Origin of the sequence: Streptomyces sp. Ac-502 (genome assembly GCF_045222935.1) — a bacterium.
Taxonomy (GTDB): domain Bacteria; phylum Actinomycetota; class Actinomycetes; order Streptomycetales; family Streptomycetaceae; genus Streptomyces; species Streptomyces monomycini.
In genome coordinates, this window is sequence record NZ_JBHFFO010000001.1 from 7,200,870 (window position 1) to 7,224,101 (window position 23,232).

Genomic DNA, 23,232 nt, shown 5'->3' on the forward strand with positions numbered 1-23,232 from the left:
AGCGGAGGCGTCAGAACGTCGGCGGAGCCGTCAGTCCGCCACCACGCGCAACAGCAGCACCGACCGCTCGGGGACGGTGAGCCGGACGCCCGCGCGCCAGATGGTCCCCGGCGGTCCGTCCTGGTCCTCCAGCGAGGTGTCGACGACCAGTTCGTACGCGTCGGCCCAGGGCGGCCCCGGCAGGGTGCAGGCGACCGGGCGGTGGCCGGTGTGCAGGACGGCGAGGAAACTCTCGTCGGTGACCGGGCGGCCCTCGGGGTCGCGTTGCGGAATGTCCGTTCCGGAGAGGTACATACCGAGGGTGGGAGTGGGCTCGTACCAGTCCCGCTCGGTCATCTCCGTGCCGCGCGGGGTGAACCAGGCCAGGTCCCGCAGGCCGTCCGGGCGCTGCGGGCGGCCGGAGAAGAACGCGCGGCGGCGCAGTACGGGATGGTCGCGGCGGAGCGCCATCAGCCGGGACGCGAGGGTGGCCAGGGCCTGCCAGCCCGGGTCGTCCAGGAGCGACCAGTCGACCCAACTGGTCGCGTTGTCCTGGCAGTAGGCGTTGTTGTTGCCGCCCTGCGTACGGCCCATCTCGTCACCGGCGACCAGCATCGGGACCCCGGTGGACAGCAGCAGGGTGGTGATCATGTTGCGCAGCTGGCGGCGGCGCAGCGCCTGTACGGCGGTGTCGTCGGTCCCGCCCTCCACGCCGCAGTTCCAGGAGCGGTTGCCGTCGGTGCCGTCCCGGTTGCCCTCGCCGTTGGCGGTGTTGTGCTTGTGCTCGTACGAGACCAGGTCGCGGAGGGTGAAGCCGTCGTGCGAGGTGATGAAGTTGACCGAGGCATACGGGCGGCGGCCGCCCCACGCGTACAGATCGCTCGACCCGGAGAGCCGGTAGCCGAGGTCCCGTACGTCGGGGTGCGCGCCGCGCCAGAAGTCGCGCACGGTGTCGCGGTAGCGGTCGTTCCACTCCGTCCACAACGGGGGAACGCGCCGACCTGGTAGCCGCCGGAGCCCACGTCCCAGGGTTCGGCGATCAGTTTGACGCGGCGCAGCACCGGATCCTGGGCGATCACCGCCAGGAACGGCGAGAGCATGTCCACGTCGTGCATGGAGCGGGCCAGCGCCGCCGCGAGGTCGAAGCGGAAGCCGTCCACGCCCATCTCGGTGACCCAGTAGCGCAGCGAGTCGGTGATCAGTCGCAGCACGTTGGGCTGCACGACGTGCAGGGTGTTGCCGCAGCCCGTGTAGTCGGCGTAGCGGCGGCTGCCGTCCGCCAGCCGGTAGTAGCCGCGGTTGTCGATGCCCCGGAAGGACAGCGTCGGGCCCAGCTCGCTCGCCTCGGCGGTGTGGTTGTAGACCACGTCCAGGATGACCTCTATACCGGCGTCGTGCAGGGCCCGCACCATCCGCTTGAACTCGCCGACCTGCTGGCCGCGGGTCCCGGAGGCGGCGTAGGCGGCGTGCGGCGCGAAGTAGCCGATGGAGTTGTAGCCCCAGTAGTTGCGCAGGCCGCGGCGGAGCAGGTGGTCCTCGTGGGCGAACTGGTGCACCGGCATCAGCTCGACGGCGGTCACGCCGAGGCGGGTGAGGTGGGCTGTCGCGGCCGGGTGGGCGAGGCCCGCGTACGTGCCGCGCAGCTCTTCGGGGATGTCCGGGTGCAGCATGGTGAAGCCGCGGACGTGCGTCTCGTACAGCACCGTGTCGGACCAGGGCGTCTTGGGCCGCCGGTCGTCCATCCACTCGTCGGCGCCGTCCTCCGGGTCCTCGTCGGCGACGACGACGCCCTTGGGGACGTACGGGGCCGAGTCACGGTCGTCGCGCACGGTGTCGGCGACGTGCTGCTGCGGCCAGTCGCGTACGTGCCCGTACACCTGGGCGGGCAGTGTGAACTCGCCGTCCACGGCCCGTGCGTACGGGTCCAGGAGCAGTTTCGCCGGGTTCCAGCGGGCGCCGGTCCACGGGTCCCAGCGGCCGTGCACCCGGTAGCCGTAGCGCTGGCCGGGCCGGACGCCGGGCAGGAAGCCGTGCCAGATCTCGTGCGTCAGCTCGGTGAGCGGGTGGCGGGTCTCGTGGTCCTCGTCGTCGAAGAGGCACACCTCGACGGACTCCGCGCCGCCCGCCCAGAGGGCGAAGTTGGTGCCCGCCACGCCGTCGGGGCCCGTACGGTAGCGGGCCCCGAGCGGCTGCGGGCTGCCGGGCCGTACCGGCACGGGGGGCGGGGCGGCCCGGTCCGACGCGTCCGTCGCTTCCCGCCTGGGGGCCGGGTGGGGCGGCTGGGCGGGGGATACGGGGACGCGGTGGCCGTTGACGGGCGCGGCACCCGCGGGCGGCGCCGTACATCCGGGGCCGGAGCCGTCCCGCTGACCGTCCCCCTGCCCGTCCCACAGGCCGTCCTCGCCCCGCACGTCCCGTACCGACTCCTGCTCGGGTGCGCTCGACACAGGCCAGCCTCCCGCGGCTCATGGCTCGGTCGGACGGGGACCGCGCGGCGTCCCGGCCGCGTCCCGGCCCGTCCTCCCCTGAGTTCTTCCCGCAACGGGCCGTCGCCTCACGTTTCCTCGGCGCCGGGGGCCTCGTTGGTCTGTCCGTGACCTATCGCGGCGTGACATATCGGGACATGGAGTGGCGGATCCTCGTAGGGCGGCCTCCCGGACGGGCCGCCTCCGTACCTCCCGTACCGGCCCCTCCCGTACCGGCCCCTTCCGTGCGGCGGGCCCCGGAGGGGAACCGTCCGCTGCGGCCGCTCCACCGGGGCAGGGGGCCGTCCTCCATGACGGCCGCCACCGTCGCCGTCCTCACGGCCGCCGTGGCGCTGGCCGGCTGCGGGCTTCCCGAGGCGGTGACCGGGGGCAAGCCGCGGTCCCCGAAGGAGGCGATCAGGGTGACTCCGGGGGACGGCGCGAAGGACGTACGGGACACCGACCGCATCACCGTACGGGTGCCCGACGGGCGGCTGGAGCGGGTCGCCGTCAGCCGGATCGAGGACGACGGCAGCACGCCGGTGCCGGGCCGGATCACCCCGGACGGGCTGAGCTGGCGCCCGTCCGGGCCGGCCCGCCTCACGCCGGCCGCCCGCTACACGGTCGACGCGGTGGCCGTGGACGGGCACGGGCGCCGCACGGCCCGGCGCACCACCTTCACCACGGTCGTGCCGCCGCACCGCCTCGTCGGCTTCTTCACGCCCGAGCACGGCGCCACCGTCGGCACCGGCATGATCGTCTCGCTGGAGTTCAACCGGCCGGTCGCCGACCGGGCGGCCGTCGAGCGCGCCGTCTCGGTCACCGCCCGGCCCGCCACCGAGGTCGCCGCCCACTGGTTCGGCGCCCGCCGCCTGGACTTCCGGCCGCGCACCCGCTGGCGTCCCGGTACGCGGGTCTCGATGGACCTGCGGCTGCGCGGCGTCCGGGCCGCCCCCGGCGTGCTCGGTACGCAGCGCAAGCGGATCCGGTTCAGGATCGGCCGGGATCAGACCAGCCGGGTTGACGCGGCGGCGCACACGATGACGGTGTGGCGCGGCGGCCGGCGGCTGGCCACGCTCCCGGTGACCGCCGGGAGCCTCACCAGCCCCACGTACAACGGCAGGATGGTGATCCTGGAGCGGCACCCGGTGACCCGTATGGACGGGGACACGGTGGGCTTCGGCGGCGAGTACGACATCCCGGACGTGCCGCACGCCCTGCGCCTGACCACGTCGGGAACGTTCCTGCACGGCAACTACTGGGCGCCGCCGCGTACCTTCGGCGGCGCCAACACGAGCCACGGCTGCATCGGGCTGCGGGACACCCAGGGCGGCGGCCCGGACACCCCGGCCGGCTGGTTCTACGAGCGGTCGCTGGTCGGTGACGTCGTGGAGGTCGTGAACTCCCGGGACCGGGTGGTCGCGCCGGACAACGGCCTCGGTGGCTGGAACATGCCGTGGCGGACGTGGCGGGCGGGCTCCGCGCTGCGCTGAGAGCCACCGCGGGACGACGACGTTTCCGGCCGACTTCGGGGCGAACCGGACCCTCTTTCGTACGATCCCGCCCCACGCATATCACTTGAGGCCGAACGGTGACATCGCCGGGTGAAGCCACTGTCAGTGGGGTGTGGTTATCTATCGGCTGAGCGTGCGTGGGTAGACATGCGCGTACGGGGGAGTGCGGGCCGGGCGAGGGAACAAAGGGGCCAGTCGTGAACGTGCAGCAGGGGCAGCCGGTGCCGGGGGCGCGGCGGGCAGGGCCGTCGAGGAGCGGCGGAGTGCTCGCGCTGCTGCTCTCGGCGCTGCTGATACTGGTCACCGCCTGCGGTGGCGGGGGCGAGGACAAGAAGGGCGGCGGGACCGACGCGGACAAGCAGCCCTCGCAGGCGAGTGTGACGATCACGCCGAAGGACGGCGCCAAGGACGTGGCCACCGACGGCGCGCTGAAGGTCAGCTCCTCGCGGGGCCGGCTGACGTCGGTCAAGGTCCAGGACGACAAGGGCAATCCGGTCGAGGGCAAGGTGACCGGCGGCTCGGTCTGGCAGCCCACCGGCAAGCTGCGCGCCGCGACGACCTACAAGGTCGACGCCGTCGCGGTCGACGACCAGCTGCGCGAGTCCGCCCGCCACGCGACGTTCACCACCCTGGTCCCGGAGAACACCTTCGTCGGCCGGTACACCCCGGAGGACGGCCAGACCGTCGGCGTCGGCATGCCGGTCTCCATCAACTTCACCCGCGGGATAACCGACCCCGAGCGCGTCCAGAAGGGCATCAAGGTCACGGCCGAGCCCGCGGTGCCGATCGCGGGCCACTGGTTCGGCAACGACCGCCTCGACTTCCGCCCCGAGACGTACTGGAAGCCCGGCACCAAGGTCACGCTCGACATCGACCTCAAGGGCGTCGAGGGACGCCCGGGCGTCTACGGCACGCAGACCAAGCACATATCCTTCACGATCGGCCGCAGCCAGGTGAGCACGGTCGACGTGCAGGCGAAGGAGATGTCCGTCGTCCGCGACGGCAAGAAGATCAAGACGATCCCGATCACCGCGGGCGGGCCGGGCACCGAGACGTACAACGGCCAGATGGTGATCAGCGAGAAGCACGAGGTCACCCGGATGAACGGGGAGACCGTCGGCTTCGGCGGCGAGTACGACATCGCGGACGTGCCGCACGCGATGCGGCTGAGCACGTCCGGCACGTTCATCCACGGCAACTACTGGTCCGGCAGGTCGACGTTCGGCTCCCGCAACGCCAGCCACGGCTGCATAGGCCTCTTCGACCAGCGCGGCGGCGGTGACGGCTCCACCCCGGCCGCCTGGTTCTACGCCAACTCGCTGATCGGCGACGTGGTCACGGTCAAGAACTCCCACGACGAGACGATCGCGCCCGAGAACGGCCTCAATGTGTGGAACATGTCCTGGGAGAAGTGGCGGTCCGGCCGGTAGGGACGGTCGGCGGTCCGGTGGCGGACGGGGCCCGCCGGTGGGCGCGGCCCCGGTGGTGGGCGCGCGGCTTCGGTGACGACGTGGTCCGATGACGACGTGGCCCGGTGGTGGCTTGGCCCGGCGGTGGGCGCGGTCCGGCGGTGGGCGCGGCCCGGCGGTGGGCGCGGCCCGGTGGTGGCGCCCGGCGGGTGGTGCGGCTCCACCGGCGGCGTCCGTGCCGTTGGCCGAAGGGCGCCGGTCCGTGCCGCGTTAACGCGGACTAACCTGCCCTCATGACTGTGAACTTCGAGGTCGCCGAGGGCGTCGGCACCATCCGCCTGGACCGCCCGCCGATGAACGCACTGGACGTCGCCACCCAGGACCGGCTGCGCGAGCTGGCCGAGGAGGCCACCCGCCGCGACGACGTGCGCGCCGTCGTCATCTGGGGCGGCGAGAAGGTGTTCGCGGCCGGCGCGGACATCAAGGAAATGCAGAACATGGACCACGCGGCCATGATCGAGCGCTCCAAGGCCTTGCAGGACTCCTTCACCGCCGTGGCCCGCGTCCCCAAGCCCGTGGTCGCCGCCGTCACCGGATACGCGCTGGGCGGCGGCTGCGAGCTGGCCCTGTGCGCCGACTTCCGGATCGCCGCCGACAACGCCAAGCTCGGCCAGCCGGAGATCCTGCTCGGCCTGATCCCCGGCGCCGGCGGCACCCAGCGGCTGGCCCGGCTCGTCGGCCCGTCCAAGGCCAAGGACCTGATCTTCACGGGCCGCCAGGTGCGGGCCGACGAAGCGCTCTCGCTCGGGCTGGTCGACCGGGTCGTGCCCGCCGCCGAGGTGTACGAGCAGGCGCACGCCTGGGCCGCCCGGCTCGCGGCCGGTCCCGCCATCGCGCTGCGGGCCGCCAAGGAGGCCGTCGACGCGGGCCTGGAGACTGACATCGACACCGGTCTGACGATCGAGCGCACCTGGTTCGCGGGCCTCTTCGCCACCGAGGACCGGGAGACCGGTATGCGCAGCTTTGTCGAGGAAGGCCCGGGTAAGGCCAAGTTCCGCTAGATTCCGCGTGGTTGGCGGGACCGCTGAGGTGTGGCTGACGATCGATGCCTCGTGTGGGGGAATTGCAGTCAACGCCGGAACGTCCCCGAGGGGGTGCCTCCGCCGTGCACGTTCATCGGGTTGGCACATGAAGTCACCGCAGGTCAGCATGGATTCAGCCGGGTTCCCCCTGCCTTCGGCATATGCCAAGGCGGGGGCCGGAACCGGGCGTTCCGGGCAGGGCATTCCCTCGGTTCCGCCCCCGTGACCCCCCGGTAACAGCCATGATGGGGGGCATGGCGGGCCTCGAAGGAATGGAGCAGCCGCGGCCGCGGAGCGGCTCGGCCGCCGCACGCTGGGGACTTCCCGAGGGTCTCCCCGGTGCGGGCGCACGGAGCGGCCCGCCCGCCGACGCCCCCGCCGTCCGGGCGCTGGAGCTGGTGGGCGACCCCACGCTGGACGAGGTGCGTCTGCCCTCCCGCCCCGAGTCGGCCTTCACCGCCCGCCGGTTGACCCAGGCCGTGCTCCAGAAGCGGTGGAACGTCCCCCAGCAACTGTCGGAGCACGCCGTGCTCTTGGTGTCGGAACTGGTCGGCAACGCCGTCCGGCACACCGGCGCCCGCACCTTCGGACTGCGGATGCTCCGCCGCCGTGGCTGGATACGGATAGAGGTCCGCGACCCGTCCCGCGGCCTGCCCTGTCTGATGCCGGTCCACGAGATGGACATCAGCGGCCGCGGCCTCTTCCTCGTCGACAAGCTCTCCGACCGCTGGGGCGTGGATCTGCTGCCGCGCGGCAAGACGACCTGGTTCGAGATGCGGGTCATCGACCGCTGAGCGGCCGCGCCGCGTGCGGCGGCCGGTGCGTCCGTACGGCCCCGGAACGCGACTGGGGCCCTCCCGCGCGGTACGCGGGTGAGGCCCCAGTGTCGACCGCCGGCGGGCGAAAGGGGTGTACCCGCGGGGTCTGGACGACCGTGGCCCGGGTCAATGGGGGTCGCTGGAACCGACTATCGCAGGCCGGTCGCGACCTTGCCAAAGCGGCAATTGCGGACAAAGGTCCTCGAAAGTCGATCAAACGATGCGAGATCAAAGGTGAGCTACGACACCAGCCTTGCATTCAGTGGTTAGGTAATCGATTCCCTCTATGGTTATGCGAACAAGAGCATGGGCTATGCACCTAACCCGGCGGCGGGGAACGGTGGTCGGTAGCGGGGCACCGGGGCGACGGTCCGTAGGATGGGCGGCCGCACACCGGTGCATCCCGGTGCGCGCCCGGCAGAGGGAGACGGAAGGAGGCCAGGGGCATGGAACGCGTACGCCGCTCGGCCGCCGCGACCCTGCTGCTCCTGCTCGCCGTCACCTTCGCGCCCCTGCTGTGCCGGGTGGGCGGCGTCCCGCCGGAGCCGGTCCGGCCGGCCGCCATGGCGCAGGCTGCCGTGGTACAGACCGCCGTGGCGCAGACCGCCGTACAGGCGGGCGACCAGGCCGCGGTCGGTCCGGCCGCGCACCACGCCGTCGCCCAGGCACCGAAGAAGTGCTCCGGACAGCACGCCCCCAGCCAGAACGAGTCGGTCCCGGTCCCCACCCCGAACCGCGGCGAGCCGCTGGCGCCCGCCGCCACCGCGCCCGCCCCGCTCGCCGCCGCGGCACCCGCCTGCTTCGCGCTCGCCCGCCCGCCCACCGGGACGGCCCCCGCCACCGACCACACCGCGCTCCTGCCCGTACTGCGGATTTAGGCCGCTGCCCGTCAGCACGGCACGACCTCCTTCCCGACCAGTACGTCTGGAGCATCCCCATGCCCACTTCCTCGTCATCCGCTTCCCCCACCCGCAAGATCGCCGCCATCGGCGCCGTCGTCGCCCTGGTGGTGGCACTCGTCGCCATCGGCATCGCCGTCGGCAAGGCCGTCGAAGGCGACTCCGACAGCGGCACGAACACCCCCGCGCCGCCGCCTCCGTCTCTCCCCAGGAGGACGACGGCCAGCAGCAGCTGTACGACCAGCTCGCGCAGCAGACCAGCCGGCGCACGGACGGCGACCCGCTCGCCGTCGGCAAGAAGGACGCCCCGGTCGTCCTCGTCGAGTACGCCGACTACCAGTGCTCGTTCTGCGGGCGCTTCACCCGGGAGACCCAGCCCGAACTGATCAAGAAGTTCGTGGACGACGGCACCCTGCGCATCGAGTTCCGCAACTTCACGATCTACGGCGCCGACTCCGAGCGGGCCGCCCGCGCCTCGTGGGCCGCGGGACAGCAGGGCAGGTTCTGGCAGATGCACGACGAGCTGTACGCCAAGACCAACAAGGGCAGCGCCCTGGCCGAGGACAAGCTCGTCGAGATGGCCCGCAAGAGCGGCGTGGCCGACCTCGACCGGTTCCGCGGCGACCTGAACGGCACCGCCGCCGCGGCCGCCCTGAAGAAGGACCAGAACGAGGGCTACGGGATCGGCGTCCAGTCCACGCCGTCCTTCCTCGTCAACGGCCGGCCCATCGCCGGGGCCCAGCCCACCGACGTCTTCGAGCAGACGGTCCGCCAGGCCGCCGAGCAGGCCAAGAAGGCCGGTAAGTCCGGCGGCGCGGCCAAGGGCTCCGGCAAGGCGGAGGAGCCGGCGAAGTGACGGACATCGGCTACCTCGCCGCCTTCCTCGGCGGCGCCCTCGCCCTGCTCAGCCCGTGCAGCGCGCTGCTGCTGCCGGCCTTCTTCGCCTACTCGCTGTCGCACCCCGGCCGGCTGCTGGCCCGTACCGGCGTGTTCTACCTGGGCCTCGCCACCACCCTGGTCCCGCTCGGCGCGGCCAGCACGGCCACCAGCCGGCTGTTCAACGGCCACCGGGACCTGCTCGTCGCCATCGGCGGCTGGGTGGTGATCGCGATGGGCGTCGCCCAGGTCTTCGGCCTCGGCTTCGCCTTCAAGCGGGCCCAGCGGGCGGCGGCCCGGATCACCCCGCGCTCGGCGGTGTCCACGTTCCTGCTCGGCTGCGTCTACGGCCTGGCGGGATTTTGCGCCGGGCCGATCCTGGGCGCGGTGCTGATGGTCACGGCGGTCAGCGGCTCGCCGGTCTACGGCGCGTCCATGCTCGCCGTCTACGCGCTCGGCATGGCCCTCCCGCTGTTCGTGCTCGCCCTGCTCTGGGACCGGTTCTCGCTGGGCAGCCGGGGCTGGCTGCGCGGCCGGGAGTTCCGCGTCGGGAAGCTGCGGCTGCACACCACCTCCCTGGTGTCCGGTCTGTTCTTCATCGGCATCGGCGTCCTGTTCCTCACCTTCAACGGCACCAGCGCACTGCCCGGAATCCTGGACGCGGACGCGGAGGTCCACGTCGAGGAGTGGGTCACCCGGGTCGGGAACGCCGTACCGAACTACGTCCTCGTCGCCCTGGTGGCACTCGTCGTCGCGGCCGTACTGGGGCGTATCGCCCTGTGCCCGGAGAAGAAGCGACAGGACTGAGCAGCCCGGCCCTGCGCCCACGACATGTCCGCACGCCTGCCGGGCGACGACCCGGCAGGCGTGCAGAAGCGCCTTAGGCGCTACGGCGCAGCGAGTGGTCCTGCCGGTCCCAGTGGTACGGCCGGTGCGGGCCGGCGTCCGCACGGCGGCGGCGGTCGTTGCACAGCAGGCACCGGCCGTACCCCGGGGGCAGCGGGTCGTCGGGGTCGCCGTACAGCGGATCGACCGCGCCGTGCGGATGTATGGCGCAGCCGGTCGGGCCGGTCAGCGTGCTCAGCGAGCTGGCGGCGGTCAGCGCCTGCCGCAGGACGTCGACGAGCTGGTCGGCGTCCCGCCGGGTGGGCGCCGCCTGGAGGGAGGAGGCGATGTCGGATGCGGTCGTCAGCGCGGTCTGGAGTTCGCGCAGGTCTGCGTAACCCATGCTTCGGAGCGTAGAGGCCCCCACTGACAGTCGATCTTCCGAGCGCGTTTCACGGCTTCGCATGCCCCGTCCCTGCCCGCCGCGGACCAAGATCGAGCACCGCACAGGTGATCTTCCCCTGGCTGGAGCATGTCAGGCAGTCGACAGGCGGCGTGCGCGACGGGCGACGTGCGCGACGTGCGACGGGGCGGGGCAGGACGGCGCGGGCGCGGGGGCCAGGACCGGCCCCCGCGCCCGCACACCGTCCGCGCCCGCTCAGGGAGCCGTCGGCAGTTCCCGCTTGTGGGCCGTGGCGTGGTAGCGGCGGACGATCGCCTCGTACGCCTGCTCGCCGACCGGCTTGCCCTCCAGGAAGTCGTCGATGTCGTTGTACGTGACACCGAGGGCGTCCTCGTCCGGCTTGCCCGGGTCCAGCGTCTCCAGGTCGGCGGTCGGCACCTTGCGGACCAGCTCGGCCGGGGCGCCCAGCGCCTCGGCGAGCGCCCGGACCCGGCGCTTGGTCAGACCGGTGAGCGGCACCACGTCCGCCGCGCCGTCGCCGTACTTGGTGAAGAAGCCGGAGACCGCCTCGGCCGCGTGGTCGGTACCCACGACCAGGCCGTCCTGGGCGCCCGCGACCGCGTACTGCGCGATCATCCGCTGCCGGGCCTTGATGTTGCCCTGGACGAAGTCCTGGTGCCGCTCGTCCCGGAAGGTGACCTCGCCGGCCAGCGCGGCCTCCAGCATCGCGTCGCTCGCCGGGCGGATGTCGACGGTCAGCACCTGGTCGGGCTTGATGAAGTCCAGCGCGAGCTGCGCGTCGTGCTCGTCGGCCTGGACCCCGTACGGCAGCCGCATCGCGTAGAACGTCGCGTCGTGCCCCGCGTCACGGGCCCGCTCCACCGCCAGCTGGCACAGCCGGCCGGCCGCGGTGGAGTCCACGCCGCCGCTGATGCCCAGGACGAGCGCGCGCAGGCCCGTGGCCGTCAGCCGTTCCGTGAGGAAGGCCACACGGCGTTCGATCTCCGCCTGGACGTCGAACGACGCGGACACCTGGAGATCCCGGGCGATCTCCTGCTGCTGGGACGTGGACGCCGGGTCGGTCACGGCTGCTCCTTCTGACGAGGCCAGCGCGGTACGCGGGGTGCGCGGTGCTGGTACGGACAGGACTCCTCAGACTCTATGACGGAGATGCCCATTCCTTCAGGGCGGCCCTGTCCGGGAAGTCGGCCACGTCCTTGTCCAGCGGCCGGTCCGTGTACTGGTGGAAGCGCCACGGCGCCTTGATGCGCGGGTGCCCGGCCGAGACGTAGTCGGCGATCCACAGGCCGTCGCCGGCGTACGAGGTCGTGTCGTGGTTGAGCCAGAAGTCGCGGTTGCAGTACAGGATCACCCGGTGTGTGGGCCGAAGCCGCTTGACCTCCTTCAGGAACTGGTCCTTCTGCGCGTTGTTCGCGTACGTGCCGCCGCCGGTGCGCTCCCAGTCCGCCGCCAGCAGGTCGCCTTCCACGGACGCGCACTTCTCGACGAAGTACTTCGCCTGCGCCGCGATGTTGCCCGGCCACAGGAAGTGGTAGAAGCCCACCACACAGCCCGCCTGACGGGCCTTGGCGGCCTGCGCGTTCTGATGCGGGTTGATGTACGAGCGGCCCTCCGTCGCCTTGATGACGACGAAGTCCAGTCCGGTCGCCGAGTACGAGGGGTTGTGGGAGCTGACGTCGACGCCATGCAGCATGTGCGGCCTCCTGCCGACCGAAAACGATCGATTACGATGCGTCACGTGGTGTTATCAGCAGTTCAGCATGTCCACGGCGCCTCGCGCCAGTGCCTGACGGCGAACTTCCGCTGATCAACGCGTTGTTGCCGGGCATGCGGCCGTGGTTGACGTTCTTCGACCGAGGATGATCGACTACCGTTTCGGTAGCGATACGTAGAGGTTCGGGCCTCGATTTTGGGGGTGGGGGCGCGCGGTCCGGCCACGGAGGGGGCGCGTGTCGGTCAGAGAACCGCCGGAGTTCGGCCAGACCGGGCGCCCGCGTGTTTCGGCCGCCCGCCGGCGTGCGCGGCGCACCGAGCCGCGACGTCGCGCGCGAGGCCCGTATCCCCGCCCTCGCAGTTGCCCCCGGCACATCCGTCCGGCACGAACCATCTCTGACCTTGGCAGACTTACCGGATGACGCACGCCGCACGACACCCCGACGGCGACCGCCCCGCCGGCCCCACTCCGTCCCGGCCCGTCACCGAGCTCTCCCTGCCCCCGGCGGAGGCCTCGTGACACCGTCCGAAACCCGCCCACGACGACCACGCGTCCCTGGCCCACTCCGCGCCCCTGGCCCACTCCGCAGCCCAGGCCGGCTCCGCACCCCCGGCCCGCTCCTCGCCGCCGCGCTGTGCGCCCTGCCCCTCGCCGCCACCGCCGCGCTGCTCGCCGCGCACGGCTGGGCCCCGCTCGGCCCTGAACGGGCCGCACACACCTGGGCCGTGACCCACCGGCCGGACGCGGCGGGTACCGCCGCCCTCGTGATCACGGCCACCGGCTCCGGCCCCGTCCCGTACGCGCTGGCCCTCCTGGCGGGCGCACTCGCCGGAAGGAACACGCGCGAGCGCCTGCGCGCGGCCGCCACCGCCCTCACCGTCCTTCTCCTCGGCCAGGCGGTCCGCTACGGCCTGATGGAACTGATCACCCGCCCGCGCCCCTCCGAGGCCGACTGGGCAGCCCGCGCCACCGGTCACTCCTTCCCCTCCGGCCACTCCACGACGTCCCTCCTGGTGGCCGGCATCCTCACGTGGGCGGTGCTGACCCGCGCCCGGCGAACACCCACCCGCCGCCTGGCCTGCGCCCTGCTCGGCATCTGGACGGCGGCGGTCGGCGCCACACGCGTCTACCTGGGCGTCCACTGGCCCGGCGACGTGCTCGCGGGCTGGCTGCTCGCCGCCGCCTGGCTCTGCCTCACCCTCCACCTCGTACGAACAGGCCGCTTGCCAACCCCACCCGCCCCTGAAACCCCACATACCCCCACCGCCACCCCACAGCCCCCGAACAGTTCATGACCGGCCCAGATGTTCCCCAAGGAAGGCATGGACCACCGCTCAGGCGAGCAACACCCCCATGAACGCCGGCGCTCCACCGCCGGCCACCAGCACCGCACGCACCGTCCGCCCAGGGGGAGCCCTCCATGGAAAACCGACACCGCTGCGCACAGCCACGCTGCCCCGCCGCACCGGCACCGGACCCGACCCCGTGCGAAGGGCCCCACGACGCGGCCACGCTCATCTACCCCCACGGCCGGGAGGTGGCGGGCTGCGTCCACCACTGCGCCCGCCTCCTGGCCGGCCTCGAAGGCGCCCGAGTCCACCCGTTCGTCCCCGCCGGCAGCGCCATGGAGGTCTACCTACGGGCACGCGAACTGCCGCCGTTCGCCTGGGAGATAGGCAAGTGAAGGGCCGAACACGCAGGTCGGCGGGGATTGTCAGTGCCGGGCCGTAGTCTGCGGGCATGACGACGAACGGGGAAGCAGCCGCCGGAACCGGCACCGCACGACAGCGGACACCAGGCGTCCAGCCGTACTACGCCCAGGCCGCGGAAGCACTGGCCGAGCGGTACGAGAGCGTCCGCTTCGAGACCGTGCACCGGGATTTCCTGCCCCTGCTGCCCACGGCCCCTGCCCGCGTGGCCGACATCGGCGCGGGCTCCGGCAGGGACGCCGCCGCCCTGGCCGCCCTCGGACACGAGGTCCTCGCCGTCGAGCCCGTACCGGAACTGCACCGCGTCGCCCGCCGCCTGCACCCTTCTCCGGCGATCCACTGGCTGGCGGACTCCCTGCCCGGCCTGGCCCGTCTCGACGGAGCGGTCGGCACCTTCGACGCGATCCTCCTCTCCGCCGTATGGATGCATGTGGAGGAGCCAGACCGCCCGGCCGCGATGCGTCGCCTGCACACCCTCCTCGCCCCGGGCGGTCGCCTGCTCATCTCCCTACGGCACGGCCCTCCGCCCGAGGGCCGCCGGATGTACGACATCCCCGCCCCCGAAACCGTCGCCATGGCCACCCGCCACGGCCTGCGCCCACTTCAGAAGACCACCGGCACGGACCACCTCGGCCGCGACACCGTCCACTGGTCGTCCCTCGCCTTCGAAAAGGAGCGGACATGACCCAGGACGACTTCTACGCCGCCGACCCGTCCGCCCGCGCATCGTGGCGGATGGCCATCCTGCTGGGCCGCAACGCCCGCACCTACAAATTCGCCCTCGGCGACGCCCTGCTCCGCCACGCGGCCAAGGGCCACACCGAAATCCCGCTGCGCGACCTGGCCGCCTCGTACGCGATGGCGTTCCTCGAACGCCGGGCTCCGCAGGCGCCGGGGAGCGAAGAGGCGCTCGGCGCGAGGGACTTCCTGACCGTCACGGCGCAGGAGAGCGCGGAGTCCCGTCGGCTCGGCCGCCCCACCGACCGACTGCTGGACGCCGCGGAGCAGTCGATTCCGGGGATGGTCATGCGCAAGTTCCACAACTACGGCGGCGGTGAGACACCGCACCGCTTCTACGACCTCGCCGGTCGCGGACGCCACCGCACGGTGCGGCTGAGCGAAGCCCTCGGACAGGTGGCGCGCTCGTACGAGCGGGGAAGGCTCCGCGCGGAGCTGGACGCCCGCTGGAGCATCGTGGAGAGCAGCTTCGCGTCCGGTATAGGCCGCAGCCTGATCAAGGAGGGCATCTACGTCGACCTGGACACCCTGCACGTCACGGACCGGCACCGGCGCCGCTCGGTCACCGGCGTGGCCCAGGCCGTGGCCGGGTTCCAGCACGGGCGCTGCCACATCTGCGACAAGCCGTTGGACTCCGGCACGACGACCGCCGTGGACCACGTCTTCCCGCACGCCCTGATGCGCCGCTTCGCCAGTGTCGGCGGCTGGCGCGGCCCCGACCTGGACAGCCTGTGGAACCTCGCCGTGGCCCACACGCAGTGCAACCGCGAGAAGAGCGACCGTATGCCGAAGCCCGTCGAACTGACCCGCCTGGCCCGCCGCAACGAAGCGATCTTGCGCTCACCCTGGCCTCTCCACACCACCCTCCGCCGCACCCTGCAGAACGCGGTCCCCGGCCGTCGAATACCGAACTGGACCGTGTTCCTGCAAGAGGTCGGGAAGGTCTGCGCTTAAGCAGTCGGCCGGAGGAAGGGAGAGCCGCCCACCGGCCGGGCTGCGGGGACACGTAGGTGGCTCTCCGCAGCGCACCCCCAGCCCTCGCCCGCCAGGTCTCGGGCGCGGGACGCGCGCGCCTGTCGGCCGGCGATCCGGGCCCGGAGGGCCCTCAGCACTCGATGATGTTGACCGCCAGCCCCCCGCGCGCCGTCTCCTTGTACTTGACGGACATGTCGGCGCCGGTTTCCTTCATGGTCTTGATGACCTTGTCGAGGGAGACGTGGTGGCGGCCGTCGCCGCGCAGGGCCATGCGGGCGGCGGTGACGGCCTTGACGGCGGCCATGCCGTTGCGTTCGATGCACGGGATCTGGACGAGGCCGCCGACCGGGTCGCAGGTCAGGCCGAGGTTGTGCTCCATGCCGATCTCGGCGGCGTTCTCGACCTGCTCGGGGGTGCCGCCGAGGACCTCGGCGAGGCCGCCGGCCGCCATCGAGCAGGCCGAGCCGACCTCGCCCTGGCAGCCGACCTCGGCGCCGGAGATGGAGGCGTTCTCCTTGAAGAGCATGCCGATGGCGGAGGCGGCGAGCAGGAAGCGGACGACGCCTTCCTCGTCGGCGCCGGGCACGAAGTTGACGTAGTAGTGCAGCACGGCGGGGATGATGCCGGCCGCGCCGTTGGTGGGGGCGGTGACGACCCGGCCGCCGGCCGCGTTCTCCTCGTTGACGGCCATCGCGTAGAGGGTGGTCCACTCCATCGCGTTGGCCTGGGCGTTGCCCTCGGCGCGCAGCGCGCGGGCGCCGTTGGCGGCGCGGCGGCGTACCTTCAGGCCGCCGGGCAGGATGCCCTCGCGGGACGTGCCGCGGGACACACAGTCGCGCATGACCTGCCAGATCTCCAGCAGTCCGGCGCGGATCTCGTCCTCCGTGCGCCACGCCTTCTCGTTCTCCAGCATGAGGGAGGAGATGGACAGGCCGGTCTCGCGGGAGAGGCGCAGCAGCTCGTCGCCGGTGCGGAAGGGGTACTTCAGGACCGTGTCGTCGAGCTTGATGCGGTCCTCGCCGACCGCGTCCTCGTCGACGACGAAGCCGCCGCCGACGGAGTAGTAGGTCTTCTCCAGCAGGGGCGCGCCGCCCGCGTCGTAGGCGAAGAGGGTCATGCCGTTGGCGTGGTACGGCAGCGAGCGGCGGCGGTGCAGGATCAGCTCGGTCGACTCGTCGAAGGCGATCTCGTGGTCGGTGCCTATCTCCGCGCCGAGCAGCCGCAGCCGGCCGCTCTTGCGGATCCGCTCGACCTCGTCGTCGGCGGTCTCGACGTCCACGGTGCGCGGGGAGTGGCCCTCCAGGCCGAGCAGGACGGCCTTGGGCGTGCCGTGGCCGTGGCCGGTGGCGCCGAGGGAGCCGAAGAGTTCGGCCCGTACCGCCGTCGTCTGCGCGAGCAGGCCGTCCTTCTTGAGGCGTCCGACGAACATCCGGGCGGCGCGCATCGGGCCGACCGTGTGGGAGCTGGACGGGCCGATGCCGATGGAGAAGAGGTCGAAGACGGAGATGGCCACGGTGGCGGACTCCCTTGTCTGCTCGTGGTGGACGGTGGAGCAAATGGGGCTAAAGGCGCGGACGAAACGGGAGGTACGTTTCTGCGCCGACTGTCGAGCCTAACCCGGACGGCGGACAGACTCTCAGACGGAGGCCATCGGACGGTTGTCCTCCGGCGCAACGGCAGAAGACGCAGGGGAGCCACGTCCGGTGTCGAGGGCGGGGTCGGTGCCGGTCAGACCGGTTTCGTGGGCGCGGACCCCGGCGCGTACGGCCCAGAAGTAGAAGGCGACGGCGGAGAGCGCGACCAGGGCGATGTCCAGGCCGCCGGGGATGACGCCGTGGCCGCCGAAGTCCGGGCTGCCGAGCGCGGAGACCGCGGACATCCACGCGAGGAAGCCGACCAGCCACCAGGCGGGCGCGAACTGCCTGCGCAGATGCGTCTCGCCGCGCCGCCACAGCACCACCGCGGCGACCGGCGCCGCCACCAGCGTCAGCAGCGCGACCTTGCCGGTGTCCGGCCACTTCGACCAGTACAGCGCGCACGCGGCGAAGGCGAAGGTGACCGGGCACAGCACCTTCGCGGCGGGCAGCCGGAACGGGCGCGGCAGGTCCGGCCTGGTCTGCCGGAAGACGCCGACCGCGATCGGGCCGATGAGGTACGAGATCACCATGGCCGCCGAGACCACGCTGGCCAGCGCGTTCCAGCTGTGGCCGACGGTGACCAGCAGCAGGACCGAGAAGCCGAGGTTGAGCCACATCGCGGGCCGGGCGGTGCCGTACCGCGGATGGACGGCGGCCAGCTTCTTGGGGAAGAAGCCGGTCTCGGCGAGGTTCTGGACCATGTACGCGGCGGACGCGACGTTGGCGATGTTGGAGCCGGCCGGCGAGATGAAGGCGCCGAACTGGAGCATCGTGACGACCCAGTGCAGCATCAGGATCTTGGCCAGGTCGGCGAAGGGCGAGTTGAGGTTCACGCCGTGCCAGCCGCCCGCCTGCGCCAGCTGCTCCGGCGGTACGGCGCCGATGAACGCCGTCTGCAGGGCCAGGTAGATCACCAGACCCAGCGAGAGCGCGCCGACCAGCGCGACCGGGATGGCCCGGCCGGGGTTCTTGGCGGCGCCGCCGAGGTTGACCACGGCCTGGAAGCCGTTGAAGGCGAAGACCACGCCGCAGGTGGTCACGGCGGTCAGCACGGCCGGCCAGCCGTACGGAGCGAAGCCGCCGTGCGCGGTGAAGTTCGAGGTGTGGAACCCGGAGGCGATCAGCGCGGCCACGGCCAGGACCGGGATCGCGAACTTGACCAGCGTCAGGACCGTGTTGGCGCGGGCCAGCAGCTGGACCGACCAGTAGCAGGTCAGCCACAGCACGAAGGTCAGCAGCAGCGCGACGCCGCTCCCGGTGGGGGTCAGGTGGTTGGTGGCCGGGTCGACCAGGCCCTGGGCCCAGCCGAAGCCCCAGGAGGACATGTACTGGGTGGCGGCGATGGACTCGATCGGGATCAGCGAGGCGACCGCGATCCACACCGCCCAGCCGGTCAGGAAGCCGAGCACCGGGCCGTGCGAGAGGTGGCCGTAGCGGGCCATGCCGCCGGGGATCGGGTACGCGGCACCGACCTCCGCGTAGGACATCGCGATCATGCCGATGAAGACGGCGCCGATGACCCAGGCGGCCAGCGCCGCGGGCCCCGCGACCTGCGCGGTGGAACCGGCGCCGAAGAGCCAGCCGGAGCCGAAGATCGAACCGATGCCGATCATGGTCAGGGCGAAGAGGCCGATCCCCTTGCGGTTGCCCGCGCTCATGTCCATTGCCGTACGTGTTCCGTCCTGCTGCGGTGCGAAGGACTCCGCGTCGTTGAGGAGTCGGTTCTCAGCCTATGGGGCGGAAAATCGCCGTAAGGCGGACGGAAAAGCCGTGTGCCCGAGGTCAACGACCCCGGGCACACGGCCTGTTCACCCCGCGGGCGCCGCCGTGACGGCACCTTTCGGGGCGTACTTCATGAAACGCGTCACACGGCCGCGGCGCGTGCGCCACGGGGGCGCTCCGCGATGAGCCGAGTGGCACGGGTTACAGCGACGGCGTCGAGCCGATCACGGCGACGGCCGCGCGCCGGTCACAGCGACGGGTACAGCGGGTGCTTCCCGGCCAGGGTGGTCACCCGGGCCTTCAGCGCCTCGGCGTCGTACGACGGCTTGAGCGCCTCGGCGATGATGTCGGCGACCTCGCGGAAGTCCTCCGCCTGGAAGCCGCGGGTGGCCAGTGCCGGGGTGCCGATCCGCAGGCCCGAGGTGACCATCGGGGGCCGCGGGTCGTTCGGGACGGCGTTGCGGTTGACCGTGATGCCGACCTCGTGGAGGCGGTCCTCGGCCTGCTGACCGTCCAGCTCGCTGTTGCGCAGGTCCACCAGGACCAGGTGCACGTCGGTGCCGCCGGACAGCACGGAGACGCCGTGCTCGGTGATGTCGGACCGCGTCAGGCGCTCGGCGAGGATGCGCGCGCCGTCCAGGGTGCGCTGCTGGCGCTCCTTGAACTCCTCGCTCGCCGCGACCTTGAAGGACACCGCCTTCGCCGCGATGACGTGCTCCAGCGGGCCGCCCTGCTGGCCCGGGAAGACCGCCGAGTTGATCTTCTTGGCGAGCTCCTGGGTGGACAGGATCACACCGCCGCGCGGACCGCCGAGGGTCTTGTGCGTGGTGGTGGTCACGACGTGGGCGTGCGGCACCGGGTTCGGGTGCAGCCCGGCCGCCACCAGGCCGGCGAAGTGCGCCATGTCGACCATCAGGTACGCGCCGACCTCGTCGGCGATCCGGCGGAACGCCGCGAAGTCCAGCTGGCGCGGGTACGCCGACCAGCCGGCCACGATCAGCTGCGGACGGCTCTCCTTGGCCAGGCGCTCGACCTCGCCCATGTCGACCTGACCGGACTCCTCGTCGACGTGGTAGGGCACCACGTTGTAGAGCTTGCCGGAGAAGTTGATCTTCATGCCGTGGGTCAGGTGCCCGCCGTGCGCAAGGTTCAGACCCATGATCGTGTCGCCCGGCTTGAGCAGCGCGAACATCGCCGCCGCGTTGGCCTGCGCGCCGGAGTGCGGCTGCACGTTCGCGGCCTCGGCGCCGAACAGCGCCTTGATCCGGTCGATGGCGATCCGCTCGACCACGTCGACGTGCTCGCAGCCGCCGTAGTAGCGGCGGCCCGGGTAGCCCTCGGCGTACTTGTTGGTGAGGACCGAGCCCTGGGCCTCCATGACGGCGGCCGGGGCGAAGTTCTCCGACGCGATCATTTCGAGGGTGGACTGCTGGCGGTGGAGCTCGGCGTCGACGGCGGCGGCGACGTCGGGGTCGAGCTCGTGGAGGGAGCTGTTCAGAAGCGACATGACTCTTCCTGGGGTTCGCGGGACGCACGGCCCCGCCGGGCGGCGGGTGGGCTTATCAGCCGGTGAAGGCGGTGTACTCGTCGGCCGTGAGCAGGTCGTCCGGCTCGCCGCTGACCTTCACCTTGAACAGCCAGCCGCCCTCGAACGGGGCGGTGTTCACCAGCGAGGGGTCGCTCACCACGTCCTCGTTGATCTCCGTGACCTCGCCGTCGACGGGGAGTAGAGATCGCTGACGGACTTGGTCGACTCCAGCTCACCGCAGGTCTCGCCCGCCGTGACCGTGTCACCGACCGCGGGGAGCTGCACGAAGACGACGTCGCCGAGCGCGTTGGCGGCGTGCTCGGTGATGCCGATCGCCGAGACGCCCTCCTCGGCGGCCGACAGCCACTCGTGCTCCTTGCTGTAGCGCAGCTGCTGGGGGTTGTTCATGTCTTGATTCTCCTGGATACGGTGGCGTGCTCGGTGCAGGGGTCTTGACAGGTGAGACGGGAATACGTCCGGGACGGAGCCGCGGGCGTCACTTCCGGCGCTTGTAGAAGGGGAGCGCCACGACCTCGTACGGCTCATGGGTGCCGCGGATGTCCACCGCCACACCGGCGGTGCCGGGCGCGGCGTGCGCGGCGTCCACGTACGCCATGGCGACGGGCTTGCCGAGAGTGGGGGAGGGGGCACCGGAGGTGACCTCGCCGATGACGGCGCCCTCCGGGCCCACCACCGGGTATCCGGCGCGCGGCACCCGGCGGCCCTCGGCGATCAGGCCGACCAGCTTGCGGGGCGGCTGCGTCTCGGCGCGGTCCCGGGCCGCCTCCAGGGCGGCGCGGCCCACGAAGTCGCCGCCGTTCGTCGTCTTCTCGAACTTCACGACCCGGCCCAGGCCCGCGTCGAACGGGGTGGTGCCGGTGGTCAGCTCGTGCCCGTACAGCGGCATGCCTGCCTCCAGGCGCAGCGTGTCCCGGCAGGACAGACCGCAGGGGACCAGGCCCGCGTCCTTGCCCGCCGCGGTCAGCGCCTCCCAGAGGGCGACCGCGTCCGAGGGGCGGACGAACAGCTCGAAGCCGTCCTCGCCGGTGTAGCCGGTACGGGCGATCAGCGCGGGTACGCCGGCGACGGTCCCGGGCAGCCCGGCGTAGTACTTCAGCCCGTCCAGATCGGCGTCGGTCAGTCCCTTGAGGATGCCGGCGGACTCGGGGCCCTGCACGGCGAGCAGCGCGTACGCGTCCCGGTCGTCGCGCACCTCGGCCGCGAAGCCGTCCGCCCGCTCGGTGAGCGCGTCCAGCACGACCTGGGCGTTGGAGGCGTTGGCGACGACCATGTACTCCGTCTCGCCGAGGCGGTAGACGATCAGGTCGTCCAGGATGCCGCCCTCGGCGTCACAGATCATGGTGTAGCGGGCGCGGCCGACGGCGACGCCGCCGATGTTGCCGACCAGCGCGTAGTCCAGCAGGCCGGCGGCGCCGGAGCCGGTGACGGTGATCTCGCCCATGTGCGAGAGGTCGAACAGGCCGGCGCGGGTACGGACGGCGACGTGCTCGTCACGCTCGCTGCCGTAGCGCAGCGGCATGTCCCAGCCGGCGAAGTCGGTCATGGTCGCGCCGAGGGCGCGATGTGTCGCGTCCAGCGCGGTGCGGCGGGGGGCTTCGGTCATGGTGTGGCTCCCGGGCATGGGTGACAAGACGGTCTCCCCATCTGTCATCGGAACCTGAGAGGTTCACCGGAAGGCCGTGACCGGTTCCGGCTTGCACCTTGGGTGGAGCCACACCACGGCGGCCCGCTTTTCAGATCTGCCTCGCCCGCGCGGTATCGGGGCCTGAGAGATTCAAGGGAGGACTTGCTCCTTCGGCGCCCCGCCGTGACGGCCGGGGACTCTCCCGCGCGGATTCAAGCGGCCGGTATGGAGTTGGCTGAGCGTGGCACCCGTACCAGGACGCACACCGTGGTGTGTGCCCGGCACTTGGCGCGCACATCATCGCACGGGATCGCCGGATACAGGAGCCCTGGTCGTACCGGTGTTCGCAGGGGTGTCACGACAGTGTCCTGGGACTGTACGGATCGTGGGATTTCCTTGAAGCGCATTACCTTTTCTTGACACTCTGCGGGTAGGGGACGGAACCACCGGTCCGGGAGGGGCGATCACGGTGCACAGGCAGGCCGCACTCGCGACAAGTCCGGGAGGCATGCCCCCGGGCTGTGTCCCGGAGCCGGTTCCGGCCGCCGTGCCGGGGCCCCGGCGGGTGCCGCTCGGGGTGGTGAGGCCCGGCCGGGCACGCACCGCGGCGCCGGACATGCCGGCGGTGGACGTCGTCGACCTCAGGGACCGCGACGCCCCGCACGAGGCTGCCGAACTGCACTTCGCGGCGGGCGACGTGGTGGTCGTCTCCGGCCTGCCGGGCAGCGGCAAGAGCACGCTCATGATCCGGGTGGTGCCCGCCCTCGACGCGCGGGGCGCCGCCGTGCACCGCATCGACTCGCAGGACGTACGGGAGCGCTGGGAGCGCGGCCGGCTGCGCCGGATTCCGTACGCGCTCTACCGGCCGCTGGTCAGGGCCTCCCACTATCTGGGGCTGCGGCGGGCGCTGCGCTCCGGCGGCAGTGTGGTGGTGCACGACTGCGGCACGCTCACGTGGGTACGCCGCTGGCTCGTACGCGAGGCCCGGCGCGGCGGACGCGGACTGCACCTGTTGTTGTTGGACGTACCGCCCGAGGTCGCGCTGTCCGGGCAGCGCTCGCGTGGACGCGGTGTCTCCGGTTACGCCTTCGCCCGGCACCGGCGCGCGGTCCGGCGACTGGCCGCTCGCGCCCGGGCGGCCCGGCTCCCCGCGGGCTTCACCTCGGCCGTCCTGCTGGACCGGCCGGCGGCGGGGGCGCTGCGGCAGATCGGCTTTGAATGAGGGCGGCCGACGGTACGGGTGCGGGGGCCGTCGGGTACGAGTGGGGGCGGC

Annotated in this window: 19 protein-coding genes, 2 pseudogenes and 1 riboswitch; of the genes and pseudogenes, 12 read left to right on the plus strand and 9 right to left on the minus strand. The window is 72.1% G+C overall.

Annotated features, from left to right (window positions below; all coding sequences use genetic code 11):
* Window positions 1-30: 30 nt before the first annotated feature.
* Window positions 31-2,426 (minus strand): annotated as a pseudogene (gene glgX, locus ACEXOX_RS32880) (glycogen debranching protein GlgX).
* Window positions 2,427-2,755: 329 nt separating this feature from the next.
* Here glgX and ACEXOX_RS32885 point away from each other — a divergent pair.
* The 7 genes from ACEXOX_RS32885 (at window position 2,756) to ACEXOX_RS32915 (ending at window position 9,849) form a co-directional block, all read left to right on the plus strand.
* Complete coding sequence (locus tag ACEXOX_RS32885) at window positions 2,756-3,937, plus strand: Ig-like domain-containing protein (protein ID WP_406524605.1); 1,182 nt, start codon at window positions 2,756-2,758, stop codon at window positions 3,935-3,937.
* A gap of 224 nt (window positions 3,938-4,161) precedes the next feature.
* A complete protein-coding gene (locus tag ACEXOX_RS32890; RefSeq protein ID WP_406526547.1) occupies window positions 4,162-5,388 on the plus strand; it encodes an Ig-like domain-containing protein in 1,227 nt (408 codons plus the stop codon).
* A 272-nt stretch (window positions 5,389-5,660) separates the two neighbouring features.
* Window positions 5,661-6,428 carry an enoyl-CoA hydratase/isomerase family protein gene (locus tag ACEXOX_RS32895; RefSeq protein ID WP_406524606.1) on the plus strand — a complete coding sequence of 256 codons (768 nt, stop codon included), beginning with the start codon at window positions 5,661-5,663 and terminating at the stop codon, window positions 6,426-6,428.
* 263 nt (window positions 6,429-6,691) lie between these two features.
* Window positions 6,692-7,243: an ATP-binding protein gene (locus ACEXOX_RS32900; protein WP_406524607.1), complete on the plus strand. Its 552-nt coding sequence runs from the start codon at window positions 6,692-6,694 to the stop codon at window positions 7,241-7,243.
* 470 nt (window positions 7,244-7,713) lie between these two features.
* Entirely contained in the window at window positions 7,714-8,145 is a 432-nt protein-coding gene (locus ACEXOX_RS32905; RefSeq protein ID WP_406526700.1) for a hypothetical protein, read from the plus strand.
* A 253-nt stretch (window positions 8,146-8,398) separates the two neighbouring features.
* Window positions 8,399-9,022, plus strand: a complete 624-nt coding sequence (locus tag ACEXOX_RS32910) for a DsbA family protein (protein ID WP_406526548.1) — start codon at window positions 8,399-8,401, stop codon at window positions 9,020-9,022.
* Entirely contained in the window at window positions 9,019-9,849 is an 831-nt protein-coding gene (locus ACEXOX_RS32915) for a cytochrome c biogenesis CcdA family protein (protein WP_406524608.1), read from the plus strand. The genes ACEXOX_RS32910 and ACEXOX_RS32915 overlap by 4 nt, the downstream gene beginning before the upstream one ends.
* 73 nt (window positions 9,850-9,922) lie before the next feature.
* On the opposite strand, the gene ACEXOX_RS32920 is transcribed toward ACEXOX_RS32915, so the two are convergent.
* From ACEXOX_RS32920 to ACEXOX_RS32930, 3 genes are all read right to left on the minus strand, one after another.
* Window positions 9,923-10,270: a hypothetical protein gene (locus ACEXOX_RS32920; protein ID WP_406524609.1), complete on the minus strand. Its 348-nt coding sequence runs from the start codon at window positions 10,268-10,270 to the stop codon at window positions 9,923-9,925.
* Window positions 10,271-10,525: 255 nt separating this feature from the next.
* Window positions 10,526-11,356: an ammonia-dependent NAD(+) synthetase gene (gene nadE, locus ACEXOX_RS32925; protein ID WP_406524610.1), complete on the minus strand. Its 831-nt coding sequence runs from the start codon at window positions 11,354-11,356 to the stop codon at window positions 10,526-10,528.
* 73 nt (window positions 11,357-11,429) lie between these two features.
* The gene (locus ACEXOX_RS32930) at window positions 11,430-11,984 is read right to left on the minus strand and encodes a GH25 family lysozyme (RefSeq protein ID WP_406524611.1); all 555 of its coding nucleotides are present in this window, start codon (window positions 11,982-11,984) and stop codon (window positions 11,430-11,432) included.
* Window positions 11,985-12,520: 536 nt separating this feature from the next.
* On the opposite strand from ACEXOX_RS32930, the gene ACEXOX_RS32935 reads away from it, so the two are divergent.
* The 4 genes from ACEXOX_RS32935 to ACEXOX_RS32950 all read left to right on the plus strand — a co-directional run bounded on the left by ACEXOX_RS32935 (window position 12,521) and on the right by ACEXOX_RS32950 (window position 15,406).
* Entirely contained in the window at window positions 12,521-13,300 is a 780-nt protein-coding gene (locus ACEXOX_RS32935) for a phosphatase PAP2 family protein (RefSeq protein WP_406524612.1), read from the plus strand.
* Between the two features lie 125 nt (window positions 13,301-13,425).
* Complete coding sequence (locus tag ACEXOX_RS32940) at window positions 13,426-13,689, plus strand: hypothetical protein (protein ID WP_406524613.1); 264 nt, start codon at window positions 13,426-13,428, stop codon at window positions 13,687-13,689.
* Between the two features lie 56 nt (window positions 13,690-13,745).
* A complete protein-coding gene (locus ACEXOX_RS32945) occupies window positions 13,746-14,399 on the plus strand; it encodes a class I SAM-dependent methyltransferase (protein WP_406524614.1) in 654 nt (217 codons plus the stop codon).
* Window positions 14,396-15,406: an HNH endonuclease gene (locus ACEXOX_RS32950; RefSeq protein WP_406524615.1), complete on the plus strand. Its 1,011-nt coding sequence runs from the start codon at window positions 14,396-14,398 to the stop codon at window positions 15,404-15,406. The genes ACEXOX_RS32945 and ACEXOX_RS32950 overlap by 4 nt, the downstream gene beginning before the upstream one ends.
* 151 nt (window positions 15,407-15,557) lie before the next feature.
* Here ACEXOX_RS32950 and ACEXOX_RS32955 read toward each other — a convergent pair whose 3' ends face one another.
* From ACEXOX_RS32955 to gcvT, 5 genes and pseudogenes are all read right to left on the minus strand, one after another.
* Window positions 15,558-16,940 carry an L-serine ammonia-lyase gene (locus ACEXOX_RS32955; RefSeq protein WP_406524616.1) on the minus strand — a complete coding sequence of 461 codons (1,383 nt, stop codon included), beginning with the start codon at window positions 16,938-16,940 and terminating at the stop codon, window positions 15,558-15,560.
* Window positions 16,941-17,063: 123 nt separating this feature from the next.
* A complete protein-coding gene (locus ACEXOX_RS32960; protein WP_406524617.1) occupies window positions 17,064-18,728 on the minus strand; it encodes an APC family permease in 1,665 nt (554 codons plus the stop codon).
* Between the two features lie 305 nt (window positions 18,729-19,033).
* The gene (gene glyA / locus ACEXOX_RS32965) at window positions 19,034-20,293 is read right to left on the minus strand and encodes a serine hydroxymethyltransferase (RefSeq protein ID WP_406524618.1); all 1,260 of its coding nucleotides are present in this window, start codon (window positions 20,291-20,293) and stop codon (window positions 19,034-19,036) included.
* 55 nt (window positions 20,294-20,348) lie between these two features.
* Window positions 20,349-20,722, minus strand: a pseudogene (gcvH, locus tag ACEXOX_RS32970) (glycine cleavage system protein GcvH).
* Between the two features lie 88 nt (window positions 20,723-20,810).
* Window positions 20,811-21,938, minus strand: a complete 1,128-nt coding sequence (gcvT, locus tag ACEXOX_RS32975; protein WP_406524619.1) for a glycine cleavage system aminomethyltransferase GcvT — start codon at window positions 21,936-21,938, stop codon at window positions 20,811-20,813.
* Between the two features lie 140 nt (window positions 21,939-22,078).
* A riboswitch (glycine riboswitch) is annotated at window positions 22,079-22,174 on the minus strand.
* Between the two features lie 293 nt (window positions 22,175-22,467).
* Here gcvT and ACEXOX_RS32980 point away from each other — a divergent pair.
* Window positions 22,468-23,181 carry an AAA family ATPase gene (locus tag ACEXOX_RS32980; RefSeq protein ID WP_406524620.1) on the plus strand — a complete coding sequence of 238 codons (714 nt, stop codon included), beginning with the start codon at window positions 22,468-22,470 and terminating at the stop codon, window positions 23,179-23,181.
* Window positions 23,182-23,232: the final 51 nt, after the last annotated feature.